The organism is Bacillus sp. AP8 (assembly GCF_000321185.1).
Lineage (GTDB): Bacteria > Bacillota > Bacilli > Bacillales > DSM-1321 > Bacillus_AD > Bacillus_AD massilioanorexius.
In genome coordinates, this window is the sequence record NZ_CAPG01000003.1 from 58711 (window position 1) to 85379 (window position 26669).

The 26669-nt window shown below is 34.4% G+C and carries 25 protein-coding genes; 20 read left to right on the forward strand and 5 right to left on the reverse strand.

All coding sequences use genetic code 11. The annotated features are described in order from the left end of the window. Positions 1–5 precede the first annotated feature (5 nt). The 6 genes from BN349_RS00445 (at position 6) to fadK (ending at position 6436) form a co-directional block, all read left to right on the forward strand. Positions 6–1286 carry an FAD-dependent oxidoreductase gene (locus tag BN349_RS00445; protein WP_019240291.1) on the forward strand — a complete coding sequence of 427 codons (1281 nt, stop codon included), beginning with the start codon at positions 6–8 and terminating at the stop codon, positions 1284–1286. Next, positions 1283–1585: a ferredoxin family protein gene (locus BN349_RS00450; RefSeq protein WP_019240292.1), complete on the forward strand. Its 303-nt coding sequence runs from the start codon at positions 1283–1285 to the stop codon at positions 1583–1585. Before BN349_RS00445 ends, BN349_RS00450 begins: the two co-directional genes overlap by 4 nt. 67 nt (positions 1586–1652) lie before the next feature. Then, positions 1653–2789: an acyl-CoA dehydrogenase family protein gene (locus BN349_RS00455; RefSeq protein WP_019240293.1), complete on the forward strand. Its 1137-nt coding sequence runs from the start codon at positions 1653–1655 to the stop codon at positions 2787–2789. Positions 2790–2819: 30 nt separating this feature from the next. Then, positions 2820–3602 (forward strand): electron transfer flavoprotein subunit beta/FixA family protein, encoded by a 783-nt coding sequence (locus BN349_RS00460; RefSeq protein ID WP_232423493.1) that lies wholly within the window; start codon positions 2820–2822, stop codon positions 3600–3602. Between the two features lie 16 nt (positions 3603–3618). Continuing rightward, positions 3619–4623, forward strand: a complete 1005-nt coding sequence (locus BN349_RS00465) for an electron transfer flavoprotein subunit alpha/FixB family protein (RefSeq protein ID WP_019240295.1) — start codon at positions 3619–3621, stop codon at positions 4621–4623. A gap of 160 nt (positions 4624–4783) precedes the next feature. After that, entirely contained in the window at positions 4784–6436 is a 1653-nt protein-coding gene (fadK, locus tag BN349_RS00470) for a medium-chain fatty-acid--CoA ligase (RefSeq protein ID WP_019240296.1), read from the forward strand. A 65-nt stretch (positions 6437–6501) separates the two neighbouring features. On the opposite strand, the gene BN349_RS00475 is transcribed toward fadK, so the two are convergent. Beyond that, a complete protein-coding gene (locus BN349_RS00475) occupies positions 6502–6783 on the reverse strand; it encodes a hypothetical protein (RefSeq protein ID WP_019240297.1) in 282 nt (93 codons plus the stop codon). Positions 6784–6994: 211 nt separating this feature from the next. Between BN349_RS00475 and BN349_RS00480 the strand changes: the two genes are divergently transcribed. The 3 genes from BN349_RS00480 (at position 6995) to BN349_RS00490 (ending at position 10317) form a co-directional block, all read left to right on the forward strand. Beyond that, positions 6995–7786: an electron transfer flavoprotein subunit beta/FixA family protein gene (locus BN349_RS00480; protein ID WP_019240298.1), complete on the forward strand. Its 792-nt coding sequence runs from the start codon at positions 6995–6997 to the stop codon at positions 7784–7786. Between the two features lie 14 nt (positions 7787–7800). Then, positions 7801–8808 (forward strand): electron transfer flavoprotein subunit alpha/FixB family protein, encoded by a 1008-nt coding sequence (locus BN349_RS00485; RefSeq protein WP_019240299.1) that lies wholly within the window; start codon positions 7801–7803, stop codon positions 8806–8808. Positions 8809–9042: 234 nt separating this feature from the next. Then, on the forward strand, positions 9043–10317 hold the full coding sequence (locus tag BN349_RS00490; RefSeq protein ID WP_019240300.1) for an MFS transporter: 1275 nt from the start codon (positions 9043–9045) through the stop codon (positions 10315–10317). 98 nt (positions 10318–10415) lie between these two features. On the opposite strand, the gene BN349_RS00495 is transcribed toward BN349_RS00490, so the two are convergent. Beyond that, on the reverse strand, positions 10416–10793 hold the full coding sequence (locus BN349_RS00495; protein ID WP_019240301.1) for an SET domain-containing protein: 378 nt from the start codon (positions 10791–10793) through the stop codon (positions 10416–10418). Between the two features lie 350 nt (positions 10794–11143). On the opposite strand from BN349_RS00495, the gene BN349_RS00500 reads away from it, so the two are divergent. From BN349_RS00500 to BN349_RS00540, 9 genes are all read left to right on the forward strand, one after another. Beyond that, positions 11144–11869: an ABC transporter ATP-binding protein gene (locus BN349_RS00500; protein WP_019240302.1), complete on the forward strand. Its 726-nt coding sequence runs from the start codon at positions 11144–11146 to the stop codon at positions 11867–11869. Beyond that, positions 11866–12909 (forward strand): ABC transporter permease, encoded by a 1044-nt coding sequence (locus BN349_RS00505; protein ID WP_019240303.1) that lies wholly within the window; start codon positions 11866–11868, stop codon positions 12907–12909. The genes BN349_RS00500 and BN349_RS00505 overlap by 4 nt, the downstream gene beginning before the upstream one ends. 34 nt (positions 12910–12943) lie before the next feature. Further along, the gene (locus BN349_RS00510; RefSeq protein WP_019240304.1) at positions 12944–13606 is read left to right on the forward strand and encodes a TetR/AcrR family transcriptional regulator; all 663 of its coding nucleotides are present in this window, start codon (positions 12944–12946) and stop codon (positions 13604–13606) included. A gap of 636 nt (positions 13607–14242) precedes the next feature. Next, entirely contained in the window at positions 14243–18526 is a 4284-nt protein-coding gene (locus BN349_RS00515) for a 2-hydroxyacyl-CoA dehydratase (protein ID WP_019240305.1), read from the forward strand. A gap of 353 nt (positions 18527–18879) precedes the next feature. Beyond that, positions 18880–19536, forward strand: coding sequence for a GntR family transcriptional regulator (locus BN349_RS00520; RefSeq protein WP_026089101.1), 657 nt, complete (start codon positions 18880–18882; stop codon positions 19534–19536). Between the two features lie 10 nt (positions 19537–19546). Beyond that, complete coding sequence (locus BN349_RS00525; RefSeq protein ID WP_019240307.1) at positions 19547–20518, forward strand: DMT family transporter; 972 nt, start codon at positions 19547–19549, stop codon at positions 20516–20518. 86 nt (positions 20519–20604) lie between these two features. Beyond that, positions 20605–20733 (forward strand): DUF4023 domain-containing protein, encoded by a 129-nt coding sequence (locus BN349_RS25160; RefSeq protein WP_019240308.1) that lies wholly within the window; start codon positions 20605–20607, stop codon positions 20731–20733. 171 nt (positions 20734–20904) lie between these two features. Continuing rightward, complete coding sequence (locus BN349_RS00535) at positions 20905–21105, forward strand: cold-shock protein (protein WP_019240309.1); 201 nt, start codon at positions 20905–20907, stop codon at positions 21103–21105. A 530-nt stretch (positions 21106–21635) separates the two neighbouring features. Next, entirely contained in the window at positions 21636–22379 is a 744-nt protein-coding gene (locus BN349_RS00540; protein WP_019240310.1) for a TSUP family transporter, read from the forward strand. 368 nt (positions 22380–22747) lie between these two features. On the opposite strand, the gene BN349_RS00545 is transcribed toward BN349_RS00540, so the two are convergent. Beyond that, positions 22748–22930, reverse strand: a complete 183-nt coding sequence (locus BN349_RS00545; protein WP_019240311.1) for a hypothetical protein — start codon at positions 22928–22930, stop codon at positions 22748–22750. Between the two features lie 207 nt (positions 22931–23137). Here BN349_RS00545 and BN349_RS24640 point away from each other — a divergent pair, with 207 nt between their 5' ends. Both BN349_RS24640 and BN349_RS00555 read left to right on the forward strand, forming a co-directional pair. Then, positions 23138–23686, forward strand: a complete 549-nt coding sequence (locus BN349_RS24640; RefSeq protein ID WP_019240312.1) for a hypothetical protein — start codon at positions 23138–23140, stop codon at positions 23684–23686. Then, positions 23687–25219, forward strand: a complete 1533-nt coding sequence (locus BN349_RS00555) for a flotillin family protein (protein ID WP_019240313.1) — start codon at positions 23687–23689, stop codon at positions 25217–25219. A gap of 119 nt (positions 25220–25338) precedes the next feature. Here BN349_RS00555 and BN349_RS00560 read toward each other — a convergent pair whose 3' ends face one another. Together BN349_RS00560 and BN349_RS00565 are read right to left on the reverse strand one after the other, a co-directional pair. Beyond that, complete coding sequence (locus BN349_RS00560) at positions 25339–25887, reverse strand: chromate transporter (protein ID WP_019240314.1); 549 nt, start codon at positions 25885–25887, stop codon at positions 25339–25341. After that, positions 25884–26465, reverse strand: coding sequence for a chromate transporter (locus BN349_RS00565; protein WP_019240315.1), 582 nt, complete (start codon positions 26463–26465; stop codon positions 25884–25886). The genes BN349_RS00560 and BN349_RS00565 overlap by 4 nt, the downstream gene beginning before the upstream one ends. Between the last annotated feature and the right edge of the window lie 204 nt (positions 26466–26669).

A 26669-nucleotide genomic window follows, 5' to 3' on the forward strand; every position in this document is an offset into this window, starting at 1 on the left:
TTACTGTGGCTGAAGATAAATTTCAGGTGATCATAATTGGTGCTGGTGTTGCTGGATCCTCAGCTGCATACCGTCTTGCGAAAGCAGGAGTAGAGGTTATGGTAGTTGAAAGAGGAAGTGAACCAGGATCGAAGAATATGACTGGTGGCCGTCTCTATACACATGCTCTTGAACAATTGATGCCGAATGAATGGCGCGAAGCACCATTAGAACGAGAGATTACCCGAGAAATGATGATGATGATGACTGCGGAAAACAGTATGTCTATTGACTCATTGTTTCCTTCAATGAATCAACAATCATACTCAGTGTTGAGAGCTAAATTCGATCCTTGGCTTGCTGCAAAGGCAGAAGAAGAAGGAGCTATGATTATTCCAGGTACAACGGTCGATGGGTTAATTATAAGAGACGGTAAAGTGTGTGGTATAAAGACGGGAGAAGAAGAAATCGAAGCTGATCTTGTCATAAGTGCAGAAGGTGTAAATGCTATTGTTGCAGAACGAGCAGGTTTGATTAAAACACCCGACGTAAAAGATATGGCTGTTGGTGTCAAATATGTTTATCAATTGTCTGAGGATATTATTAATGAACGTTTCAATACGGAAAGTGGTAAAGGTACTGCCTTGTTATGTGCTGGTGATTGTACGAAAGGTATAAGTGGAGGAGCATTTTTGTACACGAATGAAGACAGCATTTCTGTTGGTCTTGTAGTCGATTCTAATGGATGGAAAAAGTCAAAATTACCATTAGCTGATATTGCAGAGGAGTTTAAAATGCACCCAGCCATTTCTCGGTATATTGAAGGTGGTGAACTTATCGAATATTCTGCTCATGTTATTCCTGAAGGTGGGATACATTCAATTCCGCCGCTCTGTAAAAATGGATTTATGATAACTGGAGATGCAGCAGGATTGGTTGTAAATAGAGGATTTACCGTTCGAGGTATGGATTACGCTATTTTATCAGGAATTGCTGCTGCTGAGACTGCTATTGAAGCGATAGAAGCAAATGATTACTCGAGTAACTTTTTGAATAGATATGAAAGTAAGCTTGAACTGGTCTTGAAGGATTTAAAAACGTTTAAAAATTCACATGATTATATTGGTCATTCTCAACATTTATTTACTACTTACCCTGATTTGGCAACCAGTTTAATGAAAAATCTGTACAGTGTAGATAGCAATCCAACTCCATCAGTCATGAATGTTGTAAAGCAATCTATTAAGGGGAAAGTACCTATTTTCAGTGTAGTAAAAGATGCTATTAAAGGGGGGAAAGCATTATGAAGACGTTATCGATTGATGTTCGATTAGAAAAGAACCGCTTCGATAGTGATGATCATAATCCCCACATTATTGTAGATAAAGAAGCGTGTAAAAGTTGTGGACATCGTGCTTGCACGACCTGCTGTCCAGCAGAACGTTATAAGTGGGATACAGCTAATAATATTTTGAGTTTTGATCATGTTGGCTGTCTAGAATGTGGGAATTGTCGTTTTGTATGTGAACGATTAAACAAAGGTGTTGAAGGATATTCATGGAATTATCCTGAGCAAGGCATGGGAGTTATTTTTAGAGAAGGTTAATGAAATAAAAATAGAGATGTATTTTAGTAGTCTAAACCTTAAATTGAATTAATAGGAGGAGTAAAAAATGGAACATATGTTAACGGAACAACAAATAGAGCTAAGAGATTTAGTAAAGGAATTTGCTGAAAAAGAATTAAAGCCTTATGTGAAGCAATATGATGAGTCCGGTGACTTTCCAATGGAAATTTTACAAAAAGCCTTTGAAATGGGACTACATGTTTTGGAAATTCCTGAAGAATTCGGAGGTTCAGGTTTAGATTTTAAAACAACTGCTATTGTTTTTGAAGAATTAGCTAAAGTCGATGCAGGGTTTGCTATTTCATTAGTAACAACATTTGTTGCTTTAAGATCTGTTATTTATGCAGGAAATGACGAGCAGAAAAAATTATTCTCAGACATTATCGTTCCTGGAGCATTTGGCGCCTTTTGTTTATCTGAACCAAATGCAGGAACAGATGCAGGATCTGTTAGATGTACAGCTGTAAAAGATGGAGATGAATATATTTTAAATGGAACAAAATGCTTTGTAACAAACGGTGGAGTAGCAAGTGTGTATGTGGTCTTTGCTTCAACAGATAAAGGAGCAGGTGTCCGTGGTATTTCTGGATTTATCGTAGAAAGAGACCGCGAAGGACTTTCAGTTGGACCTCATGAAAATAAAATGGGTCTTCGTTTATCTAATACAACAGATATTATCCTGGATAATGTTCGTATTCCTGCTGATCATCTGCTTGGGAAAGAAGGAGATGGTTTCAAGATTGCGATGAACACATTAAACGTTTCTAGAGCGTTTGTAGGTACTTTAGCTGTAGGTATTTGTCAAGCAGCCATCGATGAAGCTGTTAAATATGCAAAAGAAAGAAAGCAATTTGGGAAACCAATTGGTGATTTCCAAGCTGTCCAAATGATATTGGCAGATATGGAAATCCAAACAGAAGCTGCTCGTAATTTAGTTCAGTGGTCTATGGGATTAATGGATGAAGGAAAACCTGTTGTTGGAGAGGGAGCTGTAACAAAAACATTCTGCGGAGATACTGTTGTTAAAGTTACAACTGACGCTGTTCAAATCTTTGGAGGATATGGAGTAAGTAGAGAGTATCCGGTCGAAAAATTAATGAGAGATTCAAAGGTATTCCAAATTTTTGAAGGAACTAACCAAATACAAAGAGTTACTATTGCTAGACAAATGTTAAAGGATTAATGAATAAATTTATTTGAATGGAGGAATGAAATGATGGAAATTCTAGTGTGTGTGAAACAAGTTCCTGATATCGAGGATATAAAAATTGATGTGGAAACGGGTACAGTCAAAGATGGAACCCCAGCTGTCATAAGTCCTTATGATAAAAATGCGCTTGAAGCAGCTGTTCAATTGAAAGAGCAATATGGTGGTAGTGTAACGGTTATTACAATGGGATCTGATAAGGCAAAAGCGGCCTTAAAAGAATGTATATCGGTTGGTGCTGATAAAGGTGTATTAATTAATGATCCAGCATTTGAAGGTTCAGATTCTTATTCGACAAGTAGCATTTTAGCGGCAGCTATTAAAAAATTAGGCGATTTTCATTTAATCATTTGTGGAAATCAAGCAATGGATACGGATGCAGGGCAAGTAGGACCACAGCTTGCAGAAATATTAAATATAGCTCAGGTTACCTATGTTAATAAAATTGAGCTAGGAGAAAATTTTATTATCGCTCATCGTGAATTAGATGAAGGAATTGAAGTAGTAGAAGCGCAATTCCCTGTTGTTTGTACAGTAGGAGATTCAATTAATGATCCTAGATTAGCGACAATTAAGACAAAAATGGCTGCAAATAAAGCGAAATTTGATGTGTTAACAGCGACAGACTTAGAGATTGATTCAACTAAGGTTGGATCTAATTCATATACAAAAATAATGAAATCTTATGTACCACCAAAAAGACAAGCTGGAATGAAGATTCAAGGCGATTCTGATAGTGATTCCGCACATGAATTAATGAAGAATCTAGTTGCAGCTAAGCTCATATAGGAATGGAGTGATAAAGATGAATATTCATGATTATAAAAATATATGGGTCATTTTAGAAAGCCTAAATGACGAAGTGAAAAAAGTTAGCTTAGAATTACTTAATCAAGGAAAAGCACTTGCGAAAGCAAATGGAGAACAAATAGTAGCAATTGCTATAGGACAACATGTTGATGCGACAGTGAAAGCAGCTATTTCTCATGGAGCGGATGAAGTATTAGTAGTTAAAGGTGATGAATATAAAGATTACAATACGGAAAGTTATACAAATGCAATTGTAAAATTAGTAGAAAAATATAAGCCTTCTGTTATTTTGCTAGGAGCTACTAATAATGGTAGAGATTTGTCATCGAGAGTAGCAGCTAGATTACAAGTTGGATCTGCAGCTGATTGTACAGCAGTAGAAGTAGGAGAGAATGGTTCTATTGCTTGGACTCGATCAACTTATGGTGGCAAACTGATGAATGTTGTTTCATTTCCCGAGACGCGCCCTCAAATTGGTACAGTACGATCTAGTTCATATGAAAAAGCAGAAGCAGATGATTCAAGAACGGCAAATGTTATAAACGAAGCTATTCAGACACCAACTGAACAAATTAGAACGAAAGTAAAAGAGGTCATTCAATCTGTAGGAGAAGGAATTAAATTAGAGGATGCTGATGTTGTTGTTGGGGGAGGTAGAGGTTTAGGAAAGGTTGAAAATGTTGAACTAATTAAAGAGTTGGCAGCTGTATTAGGAGGTACCATAGGAACGACTAGAGCGTGTATTGATGCAGGATGGGTACCATATTCTTTACAAATTGGTCAATCAGGTAAGAGAATATCTCCAAAGCTTTATATTGCCTGCGGTATTTCTGGTGCAACTCAGCATTTGGCGGGTATTACTTCTTCAGATGTCATTGTGGCTATAAATAAAGATCCTGATGCACCGATCTTTGAATTAGCTGACTATGGAGTAGTTGGAGACTTGTTTGAAATAGTGCCGATTCTTATCGAAGAAATTAAAAAAATAAAAGCAAGCTAATGATAGCATTCTGATAATGAGATGACACAAAAGGACTGGTACTCCTTTTGTGTTCTCATTTCTAAAATCTAAAGATCCATCTAGTAATTAGTAGATGGGAAAATGAGTATTTAACTAAATAATACTTCCGTTTTTGAAAATTTTCAAGGGAGGTAGTGAAATGTCTTTAGGAATGAAGATCAGTGAATTCCAGAAACGTGAATACAGGAAAAAAGGACTTTGGGGTGATGCTACTCTAGCCGATTATTGGAAAATGTCCCTGTTAAAATTTCCAGAGAAGGTGGCAATAGTTGATCTTCAGGGAGATAGCTACACATATTCTGAAATTGATGATGCTGCTAATCGATTAGCTCATTTCTTCATCCAAAAAGGTGTGGAACCTGGAGATTTCATTTCGGTTCAATTACCAGATTGGGCAGAATTTTTGATTATTTATGTGGCGTGTTTAAAAACAGGAGCCGTTATCAATCCTGTTTTACCGAATGCACGTGAATTGGAATTAACTTATATTTTAAATAAATGTCAATCGAAGATGCTATTTGTTCCCTGTTGGTTTAGAAAATGCGATTATACCAATATGATTAAGTCTTTATCCAAACAGGTTACTAGCTTGAAGGAAATAATAGTCGTAGAGAAAGGAAGAGAGATAAAAGAGGAAAAAGAAAGCATTACATATGCTTCTATTATTCAAAATTATCCTGCTCTTAACAAGGAAATTAGAAGTAACGCTGATGATTTAGCGGCCGTTTTGTTTACATCTGGTACAGAGGGACATCCAAAGGGAGTTATGCTAACTCATAATAATATTATTGCCAGTGAACGGACCTTTACTAATTACTTAGATATTAATGATTTTGATGTGATTTTAATGCCTGTTCCGGTAGCACATGCATCTTGTTTTCACCATGGGGTCACTGCAGCCTTCATGTTAGGGGCTAAATGTGTTCTGTTAGACATTTATAAACCTCATCTTTGTCTAGAGTTAATTGAGCGCGAAAGATGTACATGTGGTTTTGGGAGCACATCTATAGTATATGACCTATTACGTACGTTGCCAAAAGGAAATTATGATATTTCTTCGCTGCGATTTTTTATGTGTGGTGGTGCTCCAATTCCTAGACATATGGTAAAACAAGGTATCAAAGCTGGATTTAATGTAATTGGTGTGTACGGTTCTACTGAAAGTGTGCCGCATACGGCAACATCACCAAATGATACTAGTGAGAAGATTATTCAAACGGATGGAAAAGCATTGCCAGGAATTGAGATTAAAGTGGTCGATGAAGCTAGAAATTCAGTACCTACAGGGTTTCAGGGAGAGGAAGCATCTCGTGGACCGAATGTATTTGTAGGCTATCTTAGAGAACCAGAAATGACAGACAAGGTTCTTGATGATGAAGGCTGGTACTATAGTGGAGATCTTTGTACGATGGACGAAGATGGATACATTAGAATAAACGGTAGGAAAAAAGATATTATCATTCGTGGTGGAGAAAACATTAGTAGTGTTGAAGTAGAAGATATTTTACAACAACATCCCAATGTTTATGAAGTAGCTGTTGTAGCAATGCCAGATCCAAGATTAGGAGAAAGGGCTTGTGCTTATGTAGTTCTCAATAATCCTGCCATACCTTTTACTTTAGAAGATGTAAAAGTATTTTTTGATAAAATGCATGTTGCCAAATTTAAATATCCTGAAAGGGTCGAACTAGTAGATCGTCTTCCTAGAACAGGATCTTGCTGTAAGGTGAAAAAATATATTTTGCGTGAGGATATTAAAAAGAAGTTAAAAAAACAAATATATATTCATTAAACGGAGAATGACTTTTACAAAAATAAGCTATATGAAAGTCATACAGCTTATTTTTGTGTGGTTTTCTAGAGAATGTTTGTTATGACAATATGGCTAATTTTATTGAACATAGCTATGAAGGAAGCAGCGTTATCTCCTGAATGAATCAATTTCTCTATTAAATGTGAGAATAATACAAATATCCATCTGATTACATTCATTAGAAGTGTAGCAACAAAGGTTAGTACACCCATTTTCCATAAAATAAAGCCTAAAATCATGTATATGAAGCAACCAATGCGTTTTTTACCAAAAAGTAATATGAAAATAATAAAAAGAAGAAGACCAATAAATGCTAAAAATATCATATAACTCATTCCTTTATGAACGTACTATTTCAAATATAACACATTCATATAACAATATTGGTATAACAAATGTTTACATTGTAATGAAATAGAGTGCTTGTTCAACTGAGTCATGTGAAGAAAAAATTTGAATGAGTCCTAAATAATGAATGAACTATTTATAATCATTCGAAGAATCTCTTACTACATTTCATTAAAGGAGGGGATTGATATGAATATATTAGTTTGTGTTAAACAGGTGCCAGATACAACTGAAATTAAAATTAATCCCGTTACGAATACGCTCGTTAGAACTGGAGTTCCAGCTATCGTTAATCCTTTCGATAAACATGCAGTGGAGGCCGCAGTACAGTTGAAAGAAAAACATGGTGGAACGGTTACAGTAATTAGTATGGGGCCTGAACAAGCCAAGTTAGCATTGAAAGAATGTTTATCTGTAGGTGCTGATAGAGCTGTATTAGTGAGTGATAAACGTTTCGGAGGGTCTGATACGTACGCTACAAGTTATATATTGAGTTCAGCAATTCAACATTTAGGAACATATGATTTAATTATATGTGGAAAACAGGCAATCGATGGGGATACTGGACAAGTTGGACCTGCTATTGCAGAACATTTAGGATTAACTCAATTAACCTATGTTACAGAACTTGATATCTGTGAAGAGCAAAAAATAGTGGTAAAACGTGAAATTGATGAAGGATATGAGCTGGTTGAAGCAAAGCTCCCTGCTGTATGCACAGTGGTTAGATCAATTAATAACCCAAGATTAGCGACGATTAAAAGTAAATTGGCTGCAAATAAAGCAGAAATAGAAGTATTAACATTTGCTGATATGCCAGAAATTGATAAAGCAAAAATAGGACTAAAAGGTTCTCCGACGAAGGTTAAACGATCCTTTACACCTGAAAAAAGAGGTACTGGCATTGTTATAAATGAAAATCATGGAGATGTAGCAGTACGTATATTAGCCGCCAAGTTAATCGAAGCTAAGCTTATATAAGGAGGTTTTGGGTGATGGAGCTTTCAGAGTATAAGAATATATGGGTATATATAGAAACATTTGAGGGTGAAGTAAAAAAAGTAGCGCTAGAGTTGCTTAATAAAGGAAAGACGTTGGCGACAGTTCATAATGAAAAACTCGTTGCCATCATCATCGGTCAGAATGTGGATAAAACAGTAAAAACAGTTAGTAGATATGGTGCGGATGGAATAATTGTTGTTGAAGGAGAAGAATATACACATTACACTACTGATGCATATACAAATGTAATGGTTACATTAGTGAATAAGTATAAACCAACAGCTATTTTAATGGGTGCTACTAATAATGGAAGAGATTTAGCATCTAGAGTGGCATGTCGCTTACATACAGGGCTAACTGCAGATTGTACAAGTATAGAAATGCAAGAGGACGGTATTCTTGCATGGACAAGACCAGCATATGGCGGAAACTTAATGGGAACGATTATTTGTGACAAGTCACGACCACAAATCGGTACTGTACGTCCAGGTGTTTTTAAAAAAGCTATACCAATTCAAAAATGTAATCCTTATATTATTAAAGAGAATATTCATACTCGAAAAGAAGAAATTAGAACGAAGGTATTAGAAATAGTTAAGTTAACAGAAGAAAGAGGAGTTTGCTTAGAGGATGCAGAAGTCATTGTAGCAGGAGGTAGAGGAATAGGTAGGCCAGAAAATTTCGAAATGCTCAAAAGATTAGCAGAAGTATTTGGTGGAACTATTGCTGCATCAAGAGCTTGTGTGGATGCTGGATGGATTTCTCCGCAATTGCAAATTGGTCAAACTGGAAAAACAGTAGGGCCTAAAATATATTTTGCATGTGGAATTTCTGGTGCTATGCAGCATGTAGCTGGTATTTCCTCTTCTGAAACGATTATAGCCATTAACAAAGATCCTGACGCTCCAATTTTTGAAGTTGCAGATTATGGCATTGTGGGAGATTTAACGGAAATAGTTCCTGTATTAACTAAGGAATTAAGGAAAATTAAAGTTGGGTAAAATGATAGAATGTCAGATATATAGCCAAAATGTTTTTTAGTCAGAGGTTTAAATATTAGTAATATGCTAATCTAATAGGAATAGTGGGACATCGTCAGTATTGTTTTCAAATGGAATATTATCACGATTTTTATGTGAAATATTGAGCATGAATTGCGATAGGGGCTATTGGTTTTTAGCTTCTATTCGAAAGGGCTTATTGAATGTGTGTGTCACACTATGAGGAGGATAATTATGCATTCGAAAATTGGAAATAAACGTTGGTCGATTGTATTTCTACTAGCATTATGTACGATTGTTTTATATATGGATCGATCCATCATGTCAATGGCAGGTCCTTCTATGATGGAACATTTTAATTGGAGTGCAACAGAGTTTGGGCTGGTATCTACAGCATTTTTTATAGGTTATACAATTACTCAATTTCCTGGTGGCATGTTGTCTGATAAATTTGGTGGCGGTAAAGTTTTGGTAGTGGGAGCTATAGCATGGTCTATTTTTGTTTTTCTTACTCCATTTGGCTTTACATTAGGATTAATGGTCTTAATTAGAGCTTCTATGGGTCTCGGTGAAGGTGTGACCATGCCAGCGATTTATTCAATAATAGCAAATTGGATACCTAAAAAAGAATCAGGAATAGCTACAGGGTTGGTTCTAGCAGGAATCCCTTTTGGTACTGGAGTAACAATGTTAATCGCTACTTGGATTATTCAAACATGGGGTTGGCAAAGTTTATTTTATATTTTTGCTTTTCTCGGTCCTCTTTGGTGTTTGGTTTGGTGGAAATTCGGTAGAGATAAACCAGAACATGATTGTAAAATCGGAAAAGAAGAATTGGATTATATTCGAGCAGATCATAATAAAGAAGAAACGCCAATAGAAGGAATTGTATTGTCAAAAAAAGAAATTTTTTCAACTCTATCCGTTTGGGGGTGTGGACTTGCTTACTTTTGTGCTAACTATCTTTTCTTTTTATTTTTGACTTGGTTACCTGTCTATTTTGTAAATGGTAGAGGTATAGATTTAAGCCAAAGTGCTATCTATTCTATGTTGCCATATCTTGTGGCTATTTTTACATATCCAATTGGAGGCTATTTAGCGGATGCTGCCTCCAATAAGTTGGGGCATAACATTGGTAGAAAATTAATTCCTATATTAGGTTTGTTAATCTCCGGAGTTTTATTAATAATAGGCTCGAAAGCAACGAGTATTGGGACTGTAGCTTTATTAATTTCAGCTTCTAATGGATTTTTATGTCTTACAATGGGAGGCTTTTTAACCATACCGAGAGTGTTGTCTCAAAAAAGTGTCGGTACAATCAGTGGTGTAGTAACTACATTAGGATCTGTTGCGGGAATACTAGCACCTTTCCTAACAGGTTTGATTATCGATTGGTCTGGTGATTACGATACTGCTTTATATGTAGGTGCTATAATAGCTATGGTAGGTGCTTTATTATTATTATTTGTATGTAGGGTTAAACCAATTGAAAAAAAAGCTGATTGTTAAAGTATCTTTCATTTGAAGTAAGCTAAATAATCGGATAAAAAAACAACACTTATTTAGAGAAAAGTGTTGTTTTTTTATTTTAGAGCTATTAATGTAGGTTAGTCTTGATTAAACCATAGTGGATCATCAATATCCACATCCCCATTATAATTGATGAGAATTTCTTCCCCTGCTTTAATATCTTTGTACGCATAAAAATCAAAAGTATGATTATCGAAATTGATTTCATAGTTGGCATTTGGCTGATAGGAATGATTAAATAGCATACCGTAGCCTAACAAAATTGCGGTATGATTTTTTCCATATTCAAAAGCATAATCGGCTAAAAGCGTTTTTTCAATGTGAATATGCTCATCATTCGGATAAGGAATCACCGGAGCTTGGTGAAATAATACTCCTTTTGGAATATCACATGTGGCAAATACGCCTCTATTCAATTCTCCATCACTTAGTGTGGACGTCTTTATTTCAATCATTATAAGCACCTACGCATTTCATTGAAGTTTTTTCTATTGAATCGTTTATGAATTTTGTGACAATAATTAAGAAAGTATATCATTTAAGACTAAAATAAAAGTCTTTACTAGTACTTTGGAGGATTATACTTTATCGTTTTTATGATAGCCGATGTTGCTTTCTTATTTATCAGTTTGCCAATTATTCCTCCTGAAAGCAACTTAATTCTCGAATACGAATGATTTTTTCTAGAAAATGTGATGAAGTATTGAATTCGTTTTGTAATATTCTGTTTTTGGGTTGACTAACATCTAAGCCAATTTATAATAAAAAGTGAGTGATTACTTACTTTATTCGGAGGTGTTAAAAGATGAGCTCATCAATTATAGTGAATCATGTTAGTAAAAGTTTCGGGAAGAGACAAGTGTTAGAAGATATTAATATGACGATTGAGAGTGGTCAAATTTTTGGATTAATAGGTCCTTCTGGTTCAGGGAAAACCACCTTAGTTAAGCTTTTAGTGGGTATGGATGTAGGGGATTTAGGTTCCATCACCGTTTTAGATAAACAGATGCCTAATTTAGAAGTATTGCAAAATATCGGTTATATGGCTCAGTCCGATGCATTATATACTGAATTGTCAGGTGAAGAAAATTTACGATTTTTTGCTTCGTTATTTAAATTAACTAAAAAAGAGCAAAAAGAACGGATTCAATATGCTGCTGGTATTGTTAATCTCACCAATGAGCTAAAGAAAAAAGTATCTAACTATTCGGGGGGAATGAAACGTCGTTTATCCTTAGCTATTGCACTTATTCAAAATCCTAAACTTCTTATACTGGATGAACCTACGGTTGGAATCGATCCAGAATTAAGAAAATCTATATGGACAGAGTTAATCCGTTTAAAAAAGGAAGAAGGCAAAGCCATTATTATTACAACACATGTAATGGATGAAGCGGAAAAATGTGATCGTTTAGCAATGATTAGACATGGAAGAATTATAACTGAAGGCTCACCAGAAGAATTAAAAGAACAATACTCTGTTTATAATCTAGAAGATGTATTCCTACAGGCTGGAGGTGTGCAAGCATGAGAGTAGCAGCCTTAATCAAACGTATTGCTTTACAGCTGCTTCGTGACAAAAGAACGTTAGCGTTATTATTTTTAGCGCCACTGCTTGTTTTAACATTGATGTATTTTTTATTTAATGGAGATACAGTTGAACCGAAGTTAGGAGTAAGTAATCTTGATACGAACATTGTTCAATTACTAGAAAAAGCAAATATTGACGTTAAAGAGTATGATAATCCCAAAAAGACTATCGTTGTTGAGAAAGATTTAGATGGCCTATTACAAGTTGAAAATGGAGAAATAAAATTAACTCTGCAAAATGATGATCCGACAACAGCGAAAGCCTTACAAATGAAAGTGAACCAAGTGTTTACAGCGTATTCTCAGATGAAGCAACAGTCTATAATTCAGCAAGAGGATGAAAATTTGCATGTTGACTATATATATGGGGACAAAAATACGGCATTTTTCGATATATTAAGTCCAATGTTAATTACCTTTTTTGTATTCTTATTTGTATTTTTAATTTCTGGAATTGGTTTATTAAGAGAACGTACAATAGGAACTTTGGAAAGGTTAATGTCGACTCCTATACGTAGATCTGAAATCATTACTGGATATTTAGTTGGATATGGAATGTTTGCTGTGATTCAAACTATTATCGTTGTTTTGTTCGCAGTAAATATTTTAGATATTACGTTAGTGGGCTCTATTTGGCTCGTATTACTTCTTAATTTAATCGTAGCATTTGTTGCATTATCTCTTGGAATTCTGTTATCGACATTCGCTTCTTCAGAGTTTCAAATGATGCAATTTATTCCGTTAGTGATTGTTCCACAAATTTTTTTCTCAGGAATTTTTTCATTAGATGGCGTAGCAGATTGGTTAGTTGCGGTCGGACGAATTATGCCATTATATTATGCAGCGGACGCAATTGAAGGGGTAATGTATAAAGGATGGAATTTTAGTGATATTGCAGTAGATTTACTTGTACTACTCATTTTTGCGATCCTCTTTATTGTACTCAATGTCTTTGCCATGAAAAAATATCGTAAATTATAAACTAATTTATTAGGATCAATAAGGTGGTGCTTTTATGTCATCTGAAAATATTTTAGATCGTATTATATCTCAAACAAAATTAAGTAAAAAAACAACAGATAAGCAGCAAAGAATTGTTGAAAATGCAATTAAAATGTTTGCTGAAAAAGGGTATGCAAATACTTCAACGAGTGAAATAGCAAAAGCTTCTGGTGTGGCTGAAGCAACTATTTTTAGACATTATGGAACGAAGGATAATCTATTACTTTCGGTTATATTACCATTTTTAAAAGATTTATTTCCGTCGTTAGCGGAAGAATTTGTTCGTGAAATTCCTCTTGAAAAATACACTAGTTTTGAAGGTTTTTTGAAAGGGTTAGTAAATAATCGATTTCATTTTATAAAAGAGAATAAGGAGGTTTTCAAAATTGTTGTAAAGGAAATCTTGTATCGTGAAGACTTTCGAAAAGAATTATTTCAATTAGGTTATAAAAGTGAAGTTTTTAATCATATTGTGAAAGCAATTGAACATTTTAAAGAGCGGGGTCAACTTGTTGATTTACCAGTGGAAACAATTATTAGACTTATGCTAACGTTTTTAGGAGGTTACTTTTCTTCTCGTTTTATACTATTTCCTGAAAATTATATTGTAGATGAAGAATTAGAGATAGAGAGGATCATTCACTTTATGATGAACGGATTACGACCAAACGTATAATAAATATAGAACAGCTAATAAGACCCTTTCTACATGAAAGGGTTCTAATGTGTATGTAAAAGTGTTTTTAATTTAAATACTAATTGCTGAACTTGGATTTAAACCAACTAGCAAATTTTGTTAATCAATCGATTTATTTGAAAAAGCCGTACAGTCTTTTATAGGCTCAATGAACGAGAAAATTGCTGATAACGTTTAACTCTTTTTGAGTTATGTATGAATTGAAATAGTTTGTTTATTTGTAAAAAAATTTTTATATTTATTTTTTTGAAATAATATAAAATTATAATAATAACTAATAAATCCCATTGATTATTTCATTAATTAAGGCTGTTTTCTAAAAGATTGTTGTTTTTAAATAAGTTTCGTTGAATAAATATAGTATAAAAAGTCGAATGGAGCGTAAGATACTCACCGCCTGCTCTGCGGAAAGCGAGCATCCTGGAGCGGAACTCAATTTAGCCTATATTCAAATACTTGTTCATAGTTAACAAAGTATGTGAAAACAGCCTTAATTAAAGAGAAAGACTAGATGTTATTCTTGTAAAGTATGCTTTTAAGTAACTTGCTTTTTTCTCTGAATGAATAATTTGATTCAAAATATCAGGGATAGTGAATTCGAGAGAGGGACATTACATGTTATTACATATAGGATTGGATGTTGGGTCTACTACTTCAAAGATTATTGTATTGAATGAAGATGGAGATATTGTTTATCAACAGTATTTAAGACATTTTTCTGATGTAAAAAATACAACGAATCAAATGTTAAAGGAATTAGTATCGTTATATCCTAATGCTGAAGTGACAATGAGTATTTCAGGTTCAGCGGGTATTTCAATGGCTAAACAAGTTCGCATTCCATTTATCCAAGAAGTCATTGCTTGTACAGAGGCAGTTGAAAAAAATATACCACAAACAGATGTGGTTATTGAGCTTGGTGGAGAAGATGCTAAAATCATCTATTTCTCAAATGGAATTGAACAACGAATGAATGCAGCATGTGCTGGAGGTACTGGCGCTTTTATTGATCAAATTGCAGCCCTTATTCAGACGGATGCTAAAGGATTAAATGAGCTTGCTATGTCCTATCAAAAAATCTATCCAATTGCATCTCGCTGTGGTGTTTTTGCGAAAACGGATGTACAGCCACTTTTGAACGAAGGAGCTAGAAAAGAGGATATTGCAGCCTCTGTTTTTCAAAGCGTTGTCACTCAAACGGTTAGTGGGCTAGCATGTGGTCGCCCTATTAAAGGAAAAGTAGCTTTTTTAGGAGGACCTTTAACCTATTTATCAGAGTTGCGCCTGCGTTTTATTGAAACATTAAAGTTATCGAATAACGAAGTGATTTTTCCATCAAATAGCCAATATTATGTCGCGATAGGAACGGCAATGTGTAGTAAGAAAAATGAAGTGCTAAACCTAGCTGAATTATGTAAACGATTTGAAGGATTCTCGCTAACGATATCTAATACGGAAATTACGAAATTACCATGTTTATTTCGTGATGAGCAAGAATTGAAGGAATTTCGCGCTCGCCACGATCAAGCAACTGTAAAAACAGAGGACTTGAATTTATACAAAGGAGCTAGTTACTTAGGGATTGATGCAGGATCAACGACTACAAAAATTGTTTTAATGGGAGAAAATCAGGAGTTATTATATACATTTTATGAAAGTAATAAGGGCAATCCATTACAATCAGTTCTAGAAGGATTAGAGCAATTATATAAAGTTTTACCAGAAGAAGTATTCATCGCTAAATCTGCTGTTACTGGCTATGGTGAAGGTTTAGTGAAGGCAGCACTAAATATTGATATTGGAGAGATTGAAACCGTTGCTCACTATAAAGCAGCATCAACTTTTGCACCTAATGTTGATTTCATTCTTGATATTGGCGGCCAAGATATGAAATGTATCAAGATTAGAAATGGAGCGATCGATCAATTATTATTGAATGAAGCTTGTTCTGCAGGATGTGGATCTTTTCTAGAGAGCTTTGCTAAATCGCTTCATTTGTCAATTGATGAATTTGCAAAGCAAGCACTCCTTGCTGATCAGCCCGTCGATTTAGGTTCAAGATGTACAGTATTTATGAATTCTAAGGTTAAACAGGTACAGAAAGAAGGTGTTACTCTTCCTAATCTTTCTGCTGGACTTTCTTACTCCGTTATTAAAAATGCTATTCAAAAAGTAATGAAGCTTCGTAATGTGGAAGAGCTTGGTGAAGATATCATTGTTCAAGGTGGTACGTTCTATAATGAAGCTGTTCTTCGTGCCTTTGAATTGTTAATTGGAAAAGAAGTCATTCGTCCAAATATTGCGGGTATTATGGGCGCCTACGGCTGCGCATTAATTGCGCAAGAACAAAAAGATGAAATACCAAGTACTATTATCTCTCAAGATGAAATTCATACATTTTCTTGTGAAATATCTCACAGTCGTTGTGGGTTGTGTGGAAATAATTGCTCATTAACGATTAATCGTTTTAAAGATAAACGCTTTTTCATAACTGGAAATCGCTGTGAACGTGGAGGGAGAAAACAAAAGAAAAATAAAGAAATACCTAATTTATATTCTTATAAATATGAAAGAATATTTGGCTATGATTCACTTGAAAATGAACAGGCTACAAGAGGAAAAGTTGGTATACCGCGTGTACTAAATATGTATGAAAACTATCCTTTTTGGCATACGTTTTTTACAGAATTAGGATTCGAGGTAGTGTTATCACCTCGTTCTAGTAAAAAATTGTATGAACAAGGAATGGATTCTATACCATCAGAATCTGTTTGTTATCCAGCCAAACTAACTCATGGACATATTGAGCGTTTGATTGATATGGAAGTGGACTTTATTTTTTATCCATCAGTTGTTTTCGAAAAGAAAGAAGCGGAAGAAGCGAATAATCATTTTAATTGTCCAGTAGTGACTTCTTATCCGGAAGTCATCCGAGTAAACTTGGATCGATTAAAAGAAAAAGGAATTTCATTTATTCAGCCATTTTTAACTTTAGATAATGAAAAGGCATTGAAAAAGGAATTGGCTAAGCAATTTAATACCATTTCTAAAAAGGAAATTTATCTTGCGGTTGAACGAGCTTTACAAGAATCTAAGAACGTGAAGAAAGACATTCAAAAAAAAGGTGAGGAAACTCTGCAATACTTAAAAGAAACAGGCAAAAAAGGTATTGTACTTGCTGGTAGACCGTACCATATTGATCCTGAGATTAACCATGGGATACCGGAATTAATAACGAATTATGATATGGCAGTGCTCACAGAGGATTCTATTGCTCATTTAGCATCAGCTGAGAAAGATTTGCATGTTGTCAATCAATGGACATATCATTCTCGGCTATATCGTGCAGCACGAGTAGTAGCATTACAAGATGAATTAGAGCTCGTTCAATTAACCTCTTTTGGATGTGGATTGGATGCAATTACATCTGATCTGGTTCAAGAAATTTTAGAAAAACATCAAAAAATGTACACGCTTATTAAAATAGATGAAATCCAAAATTTAGGATCGGCTCGAATTCGTATACGGTCTTTGCAAGCTGCCATGAAAGAACGCACTGCTCAAAATAGAAAGACAATTATTCCAAGTAAAAGTAAGAAAATAGTTTCATTTTCTCAAGAAATGAAACAAGAATATACAATTCTAATACCACAAATGTCACCTATTCATTTTGAATTGTATGAATCTGTCTTAAAAAGTGAAGGATATCGTGCTGATTTATTACCGACTGTAACAGAAGAAGCTGTTGATACAGGTTTAAGATATGTAAATAATGATGCATGTTATCCAGCAATATTAACCACAGGTCAGCTAGTACATGCTTTGAAAAGTGGAAAATATGATGTGAATCGAACAGCCGTCATCATGTCTCAAACAGGTGGAGCATGTAGAGCAACAAATTATATTACCCTTTTAAGAAAAGCATTGAAGGATTCTGGTATGGAACAGGTACCTGTTATTTCTCTTAATGCACTTGGAATTGAAAAGCATCCTGGATTTGAGTTAAGTTATTCAATGATTAAGAAGTTGATTGCTGCCACTTGTTATGGAGATGCCTTAATGAGAATTACAAATCGCATACGCCCATATGAAAAAGTTCCTGGAAGTACAAATATCTTTTTCAATTATTGGCTGAGTATTTGTAAAGATTCAGTAGCTCATTTTAACTTTAGAGAATATAAAAAGAATCTAGAGAAAATGGTTGAACAATTTGATTTACTTCCAGTAATTCCGAAAAGAAAACCAAAAGTTGGGGTAGTTGGAGAAATATTAGTTAAATTTCATCCCAATGCGAATAATCAAATTGTGGAGTTGATTGAACAAGAAGGTGGAGAAGCTGTACTACCTGATATTCTTGATTTCTTTCTTTATTGTTCATACGACGGCATTTATAAAGGAAAACATTTAGGAAAAAGTAAGCTTTCTGTTCCTGTAAGGCATAGTATTATTCGCTACTTAGAATATTTCCGAAAGCCTTTAAAAGATGCATTACGAAAAAGTGAAAGATTTTCTGAACCACTGACTATATATCAATTAGCTGATAAGGCTGGAAAGCTTTTATCAATAGCAAATCAAGCAGGAGAAGGATGGTTTTTAACAGCAGAGATGATGGAATTAATTGAAGACGGTGTAGATAATATTGCGTGTGTTCAACCATTTGCCTGTCTACCTAATCATGTGACAGGGCGTGGTATGATGAAAGGATTAAAAGAGATGTATCCACATGCAAATATTACAGCGATAGATTATGATGCGAGTGAGACTGCCATTAATCAAGTAAATCGTTTAAAGTTAATGCTTGCCACGGCATTTAAAAATATAGAAAATAACCGATATGCGTCTAACTCTGTAACAGTCGAACAAGATATAAAAGTTGTAGAAAGTATAAATTGGACATAGTTTAAATAAGCACGAAAGAGGATCATTTAATAGTCGTAACAGAAACGGCTATAGAAATGATTCTCTTTTTTCTTAAGGACTATTTTCTATAAGATTGTGGGTTTAAAAAAGTGCCTGGTACGAGATTCCTGTGAGAGTTGCAGGACAGGTGAAGACCCACAGATATTATTAGGGATATGGTTGAAGCTCACCGCTGCCTCTCGGAAGGCGAGCACCTTAGACTAAAAGACAATACTTGTTCCTTAGCAACAAAGTATGCGAAAAGAGCATGCTTAACAAATTAGATGATATCAATAGATTGAAAAGTTAGAAAATTTGTTGTGTATAAACTTAATATGCGATATATTGGTTTTATGGAAAATAATACTATTAAACCTATAAAACGTTTGTCATTAAGAGATGAAGTATATCAAGTATTAAAAAAATCAATTGTAACGATGGAGATGCAACCAGAGGAACGCTTACATGATAAAGAATTAGCAGAGAGGTTTGGGATTAGCCGTACACCTGTTAGAGAAGCTTTAAAGAGATTGGAGGATGAAGGATTAGTTGAATCGATACCAGGTTCTGTAACACGTGTTGCTCCACTATGTATTGAAAGTGCTAAACATGCATTTACCGTTGTAGCAGCTCTACACTCATTGGCGGCTCGACTTGCAGCGGATAGCTTAAGTGAGGAGGATATAACGAAATTAGAGGAGAGTAATAGGGATTTTCAGCTAGCTATTGCCAATAATGATGTCATGGAAGCTATAGAGGCAGATAATGCTTTTCATCACGTGTTTTTAGACGTAGCAGGAAACCCTGAAATTGTATACGCGTTAGAAAGAAGTGTATCAAAAATTTTACGTTTAGAAATTTCACAATTTACAACAGAGAAAGCTCAAAAATCTATTGAGCAGCATAAACAAATTATTTCCGCATGTAAAAATAAAAACATTGAAACAATTACTCACCTTGTTGAAGAAAACTGGCTTAGCTTAGGTGAATTGTTAACTTTAACAGAGTGAGGTGTAACTTTTGAAACCAATCATATTAGGAATTTGCTCAGCAGTCTTCTTTGCAGTTACTTTTGTATTAAATCAATCTATGGAGCTTTCAGGTGGTAGTTGGATTTGGAGTGCTTCACTAAGATATTTTTTTATGGTTCCTTTTTTGCTATGCATTGTGGCAGCAAGAAAGAACTTAAATGGCTTATTTAAAGCAATGAAGGAACAACCAGCTTCTTGGTTACTTTGGAGTGTGGTGGGGTTTGGACTATTCTATGCACCTCTATGCTTTTCATCCGCATATGCTCCTGGCTGGTTAATTGCAGGCACTTGGCAAATTACAATTATCTCTGGCACACTACTAGCACCTCTATTTTATGAGACGATTACTACAAAAAATGGTTCTATAGAAGTGAGAGGGAAAATTCCATATAGAGGTTTGTTCATGTCCTTGATCATATTACTAGGGATTATTATTATGCAAATCGAACATATGAAGGAAATTTCATTATGGAATCTATTGTTAGGGATATTACCAGTATTAATCGCCTCCTTTGCTTATCCACTTGGTAATCGAAAAATGATGGATGTAACAAAAGGACGTTTGGATGTTTACCAGCGCGTTTTAGGAATGACTCTGGCCAGCTTGCCATTTTGGATTGTGCTTTCGATTTATGGTGTCTTTACGGCTGGCCTCCCTTCAAAGGAACAAAGCTTTCAAGCTTTACTCGTTGCGATCTTTTCAGGGGTAATTGCCACAGTTCTCTTTTTTAAAGCAACAGATTTAGTTAGAGGAGATATGTCGAAGCTAGCTGCAGTGGAAGCAACGCAATCTATGGAAGTCATATTTACTTTAGCTGGAGAACTTTTATTTTTATCAATTGCAGTACCTTCTTTATTATCTTGGAATGGAATTTTTATTGTAGTTATAGGAATGATTTTACATAGTTATGTTACAAATAAGAAAGTTAATCAAACTTTTAATGAAATTCAAAGGGTATAAGGAATAAATAGAAAAAAATTTCATGCATGAATCCTTTGTTTACTGGTTATAGTAATAGTAAATTTTGTAAAAGGAGGGGATGTTTGATGAGTGACACGCATGAGTTTGTAGAAAAACTGCGTGAGAATAAAGAGAAAGCTAAAAAAAATCATCAGCACTTCGGAAAAGGCCATCCTGATAAAAAACTACCGAATGTAAAACATACCAAAAGATAGAAGAATATCAATAAACTTCCAACGATTTGCCAAGTATACTAATGTATGCTATGCTAACAGTGGATTATTTTTGTTCGTCACGATTGATAAAAAGTACTACTTTTTCATTTATGAAGTTTTGAGCAAGAATAGTAACACATTGTGTGGAGAACACACTAGGAGGAAACAAACATGGAACAAGGTAAAGTAAAATGGTTTAACGCAGACAAAGGTTTTGGATTCATCGAGCGTGAAGGCGGAGAAGACGTATTCGTACATTTCTCAGCTATTCAAGGCGACGGTTTCAAAACTTTAGAAGAAGGTCAAAGTGTAACTTTCGAAGTTGAACAAGGTCAACGCGGACCACAAGCTTCTAACGTAGTTAAAGCTTAATGGTTGTAACCATACATTATGAGCAGACTCTTTTATGAGAGTCTGTTTTTTTTGTATGGACCTATCTTGATAGGAAAAAGCGCTCTTTAGCCGTTGTTATTACATATTAACAAAACATAAATGGGAGGAAAACAAACGGATTAGAGCAATTATCTTCAAAAAGAAACACAGACAAAAAAATAAACAAATCCCTATTCCAGTTGGAATAGGGAAAAGAGAACAAGTTACAGTAAAGATAAAATGGTATACATAGTATAGCATGGATATTTAGTTATCTTTCCTTTTTAATAAATTTCAGTTTTTTATTAAAAATTTGAAAGAGTGAAAAAGTGAGACTCCTATGGAAGCAATGGGTTACAGAAAAAGCGTAAATATAAACTGTAGGTAGTTTACATTTTTTAAAGTATATAATGAGAAAATATTTCCATTATTCTGTATGATAGTAGTGTAATAATTCTCTACTAAACTACTCAATCATATTAGGGAATAATCAAAAATGCTGTTTTCATACAAAAAGGTGGAGAATATATGTGAATGAAATGTTTTTTCTTTTAGTATTCTTAGGGATTTTTTCGTCATTTATTGGTACTTTAGCAGGAGGGGGAGGATTAATTACCTTACCAGCCATGATGCTATTTGGAATTCCTATTCATAACGGTATTGCAACTAATAAGTTTTCTTCTGGGATTGCTGCTCTGACAAGTGTTACGTATTTATTAAGAAATAGACAAATAAAATTAAAAGTCATGATACTATATGTTACGATAGCCTTTTTGGGTGGTGTTTCAGGCGCGCTGATTACCACGAGAATATCCGATAAGAATATGAATGTAATTGCACTCATTTTGCTCTTTATGGCATTTGTCATAATGATTAAAAATAAAAAATGGATTTCTAAAAAAGAAGAAAATATTGATTTAGATCATAAAACAAGTTTTGTTATACCTTATTTTGTTGCTTTGTACGATGGTGGATTTGGTCCAGGTTCTTCTACTTTTGGGATTCTACACTTTTTGGGCAAGACTCAATCTTATTTAAAAGCTGTTCAATTAACTAGAGTCTTAATTCTTGGTAGTTGTTTTGGAGCATTTTTGGTTTTTTATCAAACTGGATTCATTCAATGGCATTATGCGATAGCGATGGCAATAGGTTCTGCAATTGGCTCACAAATAGGTCTAATTGCTTTACCGCATATTCCTTTGAAAGTGGCTAGAAATTTACTGATAATGATATTGGTCCTACTCATGGGAGAAGTGTTATTTAACATCGTGTAATCAAAATAGTTTTCTATTCGTGAAAAAAGAAAGAAAGGTTGTTTCAAAAGTCGTTTTTTATAACTTTTGAGACAGGCTTTTTTTCTTATTTTTAAGTTGTGTATGGATAAATATTTGCTTTTAGTTATTAACAATGATCATTAACGCACACTTTATTAGAATGATTTTTTTTCTAAAAGATCATTGTTATAATAGGTGAGACACCACAGGTACTATATGCCAAGAAGGCTCACCATCCGCCCCGTGGAAAGCGAGCATCCTGCTTTTACACCTACAGAAATTGTATCTATCAATTAAATACCTCATAAAAAAGCCCGTAAATATTGTCATTTTACGTGCTTTTTTCTATTTTATTGAGTTCTTTTAAGCTACTTTTGTTTTGATAAGTCTGATTTTTTATTCGTTAATGTAAAATCTAGTATTATTCCAATGATGATACCAATAACCATTGTGAGAACAAGTTTATTTATAATGACACCAATTAATATCGATAATATTAAAAATATGGGAAGCCAGACAATCTTTAAACGTTTCTCTTTGCTTTCCTCCATGGGTAATACCTCCTTTATAGTTCTATCGAAATATAGGATATTACTATATTATCATAAAAATACAAAATGATAGACGCTTATCTATTTCTCAACTCTTTATTGTATAATTATGGTTTATTAGGATTATTTTTGATGATTATGAAACTTTTTCTGGATAGGTTCGTATATTAATTATAAAGAAATATAATTATGAGAGGGGAGGTAAAAATGGCTCTTAGTTCGATATTTTTATATATCTTTATTGCTACACTTGCCATTCTGTTTTTAAATTTGTTTTTGGGTGGCTTATTTGATTCATCTCTAGGTTTAGATAGTGATGTGTTTAATTTAACTACCATGCTATGTTTTACAGGTGTTGCTTCTGCAATAGGTTATTTACTATTAACCTACACAACACTTACAACAGTTTATGTTATCGCTTTGGCTATTTTATTATCATTTGGGTTAACGCTATTATTAAATATTTTTGTCTTCATACCATTATCTAAAATGGAAAGTTCAACCGCTTTTAAAATTGAGAATATGAAAGGGGAAGTTGGAGAAGTAACACTTCGTATTCCTGCCGATTCTATCGGTGAAGTTACAGTCAAGACAGCACTAGGTATGGTTTCAAGAACAGCGAAAAGCTATAACAACAAAGAAATTTCTCAAGGTGATTCCGCTTTAATTATTGAAGTGAAGGACAATATTTTCTATGTCGTAAAGTATGATAAAGATTTTAATTATTTAGATTATGATGTGTCAGGGGGAAAATAAATGTCGATGACGTTGTGGTTATTAATTGGTTTAGCAGTATTATTATTAGGTTTGATTTCATTTATTATTAGTCGATATGTTACGGTCGGTTCTGAAGAAGCATTAATTGTGACAGGAAGTATGCTCGGATCAGGTGAAAATGTATGTAATTTAGGAGAGGGCAGAAAAATAAAAGTAGTTAGCGGTGGTGGAACATTGGTTTTACCATTTGTTCAGCAGTCACAACGTATGACTTTAACTACATATACATTGACGGTAAAGGCAAATGAAGTATATACAAAGCAAAAAGTTCGTTTAGGTGCAATAAGTAATGCTGTTGTAAAAGTTGGTAGTGATTTAAGTATGATTGCAACGGCATCTGAGAATTTCATGGGGAAAAGTCATGATGCGGTTAGTGAAGAAATAACGTCCATTCTTGATGGGCATCTTCGTGCTATTTTAGGATCGATGACAGTAGAAGATGCTTATAGTGATCGTGAAGCTTTCTCAAGACAAGTGAAAAATGTAGCTGAGCCAGATTTAAATAAATTAGGTTTTGAAATTCGATCATTTAACGTTCGTGATTATATCGATGTGGATAAATATTTAGAATATCAATCTCGACACCGTATAGCAGAAGTGCAAAAAGAAGCAGAAATTGCTGAGTCAATTGCTAAAAGAGAAAGTCGTATTGAAACGGCAAAAAATGAACAGGAAGCAAAAAGGGCAGAGCTTGAAAGAGATACTCAGGTTGCTGAAGCAAGCAAAGAAAACCAATTAAAGATGTCTGAATTTAAGAAAGAACAGGATAGTGCTAAGGCTGAAGCAGATATGGCTTATGATTTACAAAAAGCACGTATCGCTCAGCAAGTAAAAGAGCAAGAAATGCAAATTGAAATTGTTGAACGTGTTAAACAAATCGAGCTACAAGAGAAAGAATCTGAAAGACGTCAACGTCAATATCAAGCTGATATTAACTTAAAAGCCGATTCCGATGCTTATGCTTTAGAAAAATCAGCGGAAGCTCAAAAACGTAAAGCACAACTTGAGGCAGAAGCACGTCAATACGAAGTAACAACGCAAGCTAAAGCTCATGCAGAAAAAGTAAAATTAGATGGACTTGCAGAAGCTTCTGCATCCGAGGCAAGAGGTAAAGCAGAAGCGATGGTTATTAGAGAGATAGGTCTTGCTGAAGCGAATGCTCAAGAGGAAAAAGCAAAAGCTTTCGAAAAGTATGGAGAAGCTGCTAAATTAGAAATGATTTTAAATATCCTGCCACAATATGCTGAAAAAGTTGCTGCACCACTTGCAAGCGTTGAAAGCATTAAGATTATTGATACAGGAAATGGTAATGGTATTCAAAATATGACAGGTTCAGTTACTGGTATTATGTCAACTCTTCAAGAAACTCTTCAAGAAACGACAGGTTTAAATCTTGTTGATGTGATTAATAATTATTCTGGAAAACATAATATAAAAGGCGAAATGAATCAAATTGCTTCAGCGATTGCAAAGGACGAAGAGAATAGTCCAAAAGATGAAGTTGAACAATAGGTTGTTTTTAATGTCACCAAAAGTGTGCATCAATTTAAATCATCATGTACCATTATAAAGAGAAAAGGTATTAAGAGAATTTCCTCTTAATACCTTTTGGTATGTAATCATCATGTGATTTATATATAAGGAATAATAAAGCCTCCATAAATAAAGGCCAATATAATAACAAATGCAGGGTGAATTTTATATTTTACTAATGTGAAAAAGGCAATTAAGGCAAGGACTAGTGAATGAAAGTATCCTATAGATATAACAGCATCTTTTGCCATATTCCAAGTAAGTAAAAGCATCATAATCGCGATAACAGGTTGAACGAGTAAAGACATACCTTTTACAATAGGAGATTGCTTAAATCGTTGTAGACCTTTAATTAATAATATAAGTACTATTGCTGATGGAGCGATGGTGGCTAAAAGAGCAACAAGAAAGCCAATCCAGCCATGAACTTCAAATCCTACAAAAGCTGCGATTTTTGTAGCGATAGGTCCAGGAAGGGCGTTTCCTAATGCAAGCATATTAGAAAATTCTGTATTGTCTAACCAACCATACTGTGACACGATTTGATCATACATAAGTGGGATAGAGGCAGGACCTCCACCATATCCAAGGATATTTGCAATAAAAAATGCTACAAACAGATTCCAAATGGTCATAGTCAATATCATGATATGTTTTTCTCCTTCTTATTGTGATGAAGTCGATCCTTTATTTTAAAATGAAAAGCACCATATAATAGAAAAATGACTATAACAATGCCTGGATTTAGTGAAAAAGACTGTAATAAGACAAATGCTATAATGAAAAATAGAATTCCTATTACCTTTCCTAGACCTTTCACAGCTTTTTCTCCAAATTCATATGCCATTTGTCCAAGCATGACAGCGACAACTGGAATAACAGCTCCTATCATACTTTGAATTCTTGTAGAATCATTTAGAATATTAATAAAAGCAACTAAAAAAACCATCGCTAAGCATGTCGGTAACACGTGAGCGATAACACTTATAACGGCACCAATCCAACCCTTTGTTTTATATCCTAAATAAGCTGCCATCTTAGTAGCAATTGGTCCGGGTAAGGTATTTGCTATCGCTAATGTTTCCCCAAATTCATGGTCATCGAGCCACTTATAACGAGTCACAGCTTCATGTCTAATAAGTGGAATGACAGAAGGTCCCCCACCGAAACCTAAAATACCAGCGCGCATCATTCCAAATATTAATTCTGTATAGAGATTTCTCATCGTCAATCCTCCTTATAATGTATAAAAATAATAGTATCAAACTAATCTTCATATTACATGGAAGAAAGAGTAAAATATACTTTTTGTTTTGCTTCTGATAAAAAAATGTTGTCACAATTAGCGATACACGCGCTATAGTCACTCCTGGTTCACAATAAGTATGCGAAAACAGTCAAACGAATAGAACAATTTCTTTTTATATGA

What these genes read in the sequence shown, in the direction of transcription:
- BN349_RS00450 (WP_019240292.1), top strand. Translation starts at nt 1,283, where the DNA reads ATGAAGACGTTATCGATTGATGTTCGATTAGAAAAGAACCGCTTCGAT.
- BN349_RS00455 (WP_019240293.1), top strand. Translation starts at nt 1,653, where the DNA reads ATGGAACATATGTTAACGGAACAACAAATAGAGCTAAGAGATTTAGTA.
- BN349_RS00460 (WP_232423493.1), top strand. Translation starts at nt 2,820, where the DNA reads ATGATGGAAATTCTAGTGTGTGTGAAACAAGTTCCTGATATCGAGGAT.
- BN349_RS00465 (WP_019240295.1), top strand. Translation starts at nt 3,619, where the DNA reads ATGAATATTCATGATTATAAAAATATATGGGTCATTTTAGAAAGCCTA.
- fadK (WP_019240296.1), top strand. Translation starts at nt 4,784, where the DNA reads ATGTCTTTAGGAATGAAGATCAGTGAATTCCAGAAACGTGAATACAGG.
- BN349_RS00475 (WP_019240297.1), bottom strand. Translation starts at nt 6,783, where the DNA reads ATGATATTTTTAGCATTTATTGGTCTTCTTCTTTTTATTATTTTCATA.
- BN349_RS00480 (WP_019240298.1), top strand. Translation starts at nt 6,995, where the DNA reads ATGAATATATTAGTTTGTGTTAAACAGGTGCCAGATACAACTGAAATT.
- BN349_RS00485 (WP_019240299.1), top strand. Translation starts at nt 7,801, where the DNA reads ATGGAGCTTTCAGAGTATAAGAATATATGGGTATATATAGAAACATTT.
- BN349_RS00490 (WP_019240300.1), top strand. Translation starts at nt 9,043, where the DNA reads ATGCATTCGAAAATTGGAAATAAACGTTGGTCGATTGTATTTCTACTA.
- BN349_RS00495 (WP_019240301.1), bottom strand. Translation starts at nt 10,793, where the DNA reads ATGATTGAAATAAAGACGTCCACACTAAGTGATGGAGAATTGAATAGA.
- BN349_RS00500 (WP_019240302.1), top strand. Translation starts at nt 11,144, where the DNA reads ATGAGCTCATCAATTATAGTGAATCATGTTAGTAAAAGTTTCGGGAAG.
- BN349_RS00505 (WP_019240303.1), top strand. Translation starts at nt 11,866, where the DNA reads ATGAGAGTAGCAGCCTTAATCAAACGTATTGCTTTACAGCTGCTTCGT.
- BN349_RS00510 (WP_019240304.1), top strand. Translation starts at nt 12,944, where the DNA reads ATGTCATCTGAAAATATTTTAGATCGTATTATATCTCAAACAAAATTA.
- BN349_RS00515 (WP_019240305.1), top strand. Translation starts at nt 14,243, where the DNA reads ATGTTATTACATATAGGATTGGATGTTGGGTCTACTACTTCAAAGATT.
- BN349_RS00520 (WP_026089101.1), top strand. Translation starts at nt 18,880, where the DNA reads ATGGAAAATAATACTATTAAACCTATAAAACGTTTGTCATTAAGAGAT.
- BN349_RS25160 (WP_019240308.1), top strand. Translation starts at nt 20,605, where the DNA reads ATGAGTGACACGCATGAGTTTGTAGAAAAACTGCGTGAGAATAAAGAG.
- BN349_RS00535 (WP_019240309.1), top strand. Translation starts at nt 20,905, where the DNA reads ATGGAACAAGGTAAAGTAAAATGGTTTAACGCAGACAAAGGTTTTGGA.
- BN349_RS00545 (WP_019240311.1), bottom strand. Translation starts at nt 22,930, where the DNA reads ATGGAGGAAAGCAAAGAGAAACGTTTAAAGATTGTCTGGCTTCCCATA.
- BN349_RS24640 (WP_019240312.1), top strand. Translation starts at nt 23,138, where the DNA reads ATGGCTCTTAGTTCGATATTTTTATATATCTTTATTGCTACACTTGCC.
- BN349_RS00555 (WP_019240313.1), top strand. Translation starts at nt 23,687, where the DNA reads ATGTCGATGACGTTGTGGTTATTAATTGGTTTAGCAGTATTATTATTA.
- BN349_RS00560 (WP_019240314.1), bottom strand. Translation starts at nt 25,887, where the DNA reads ATGATATTGACTATGACCATTTGGAATCTGTTTGTAGCATTTTTTATT.
- BN349_RS00565 (WP_019240315.1), bottom strand. Translation starts at nt 26,465, where the DNA reads ATGAGAAATCTCTATACAGAATTAATATTTGGAATGATGCGCGCTGGT.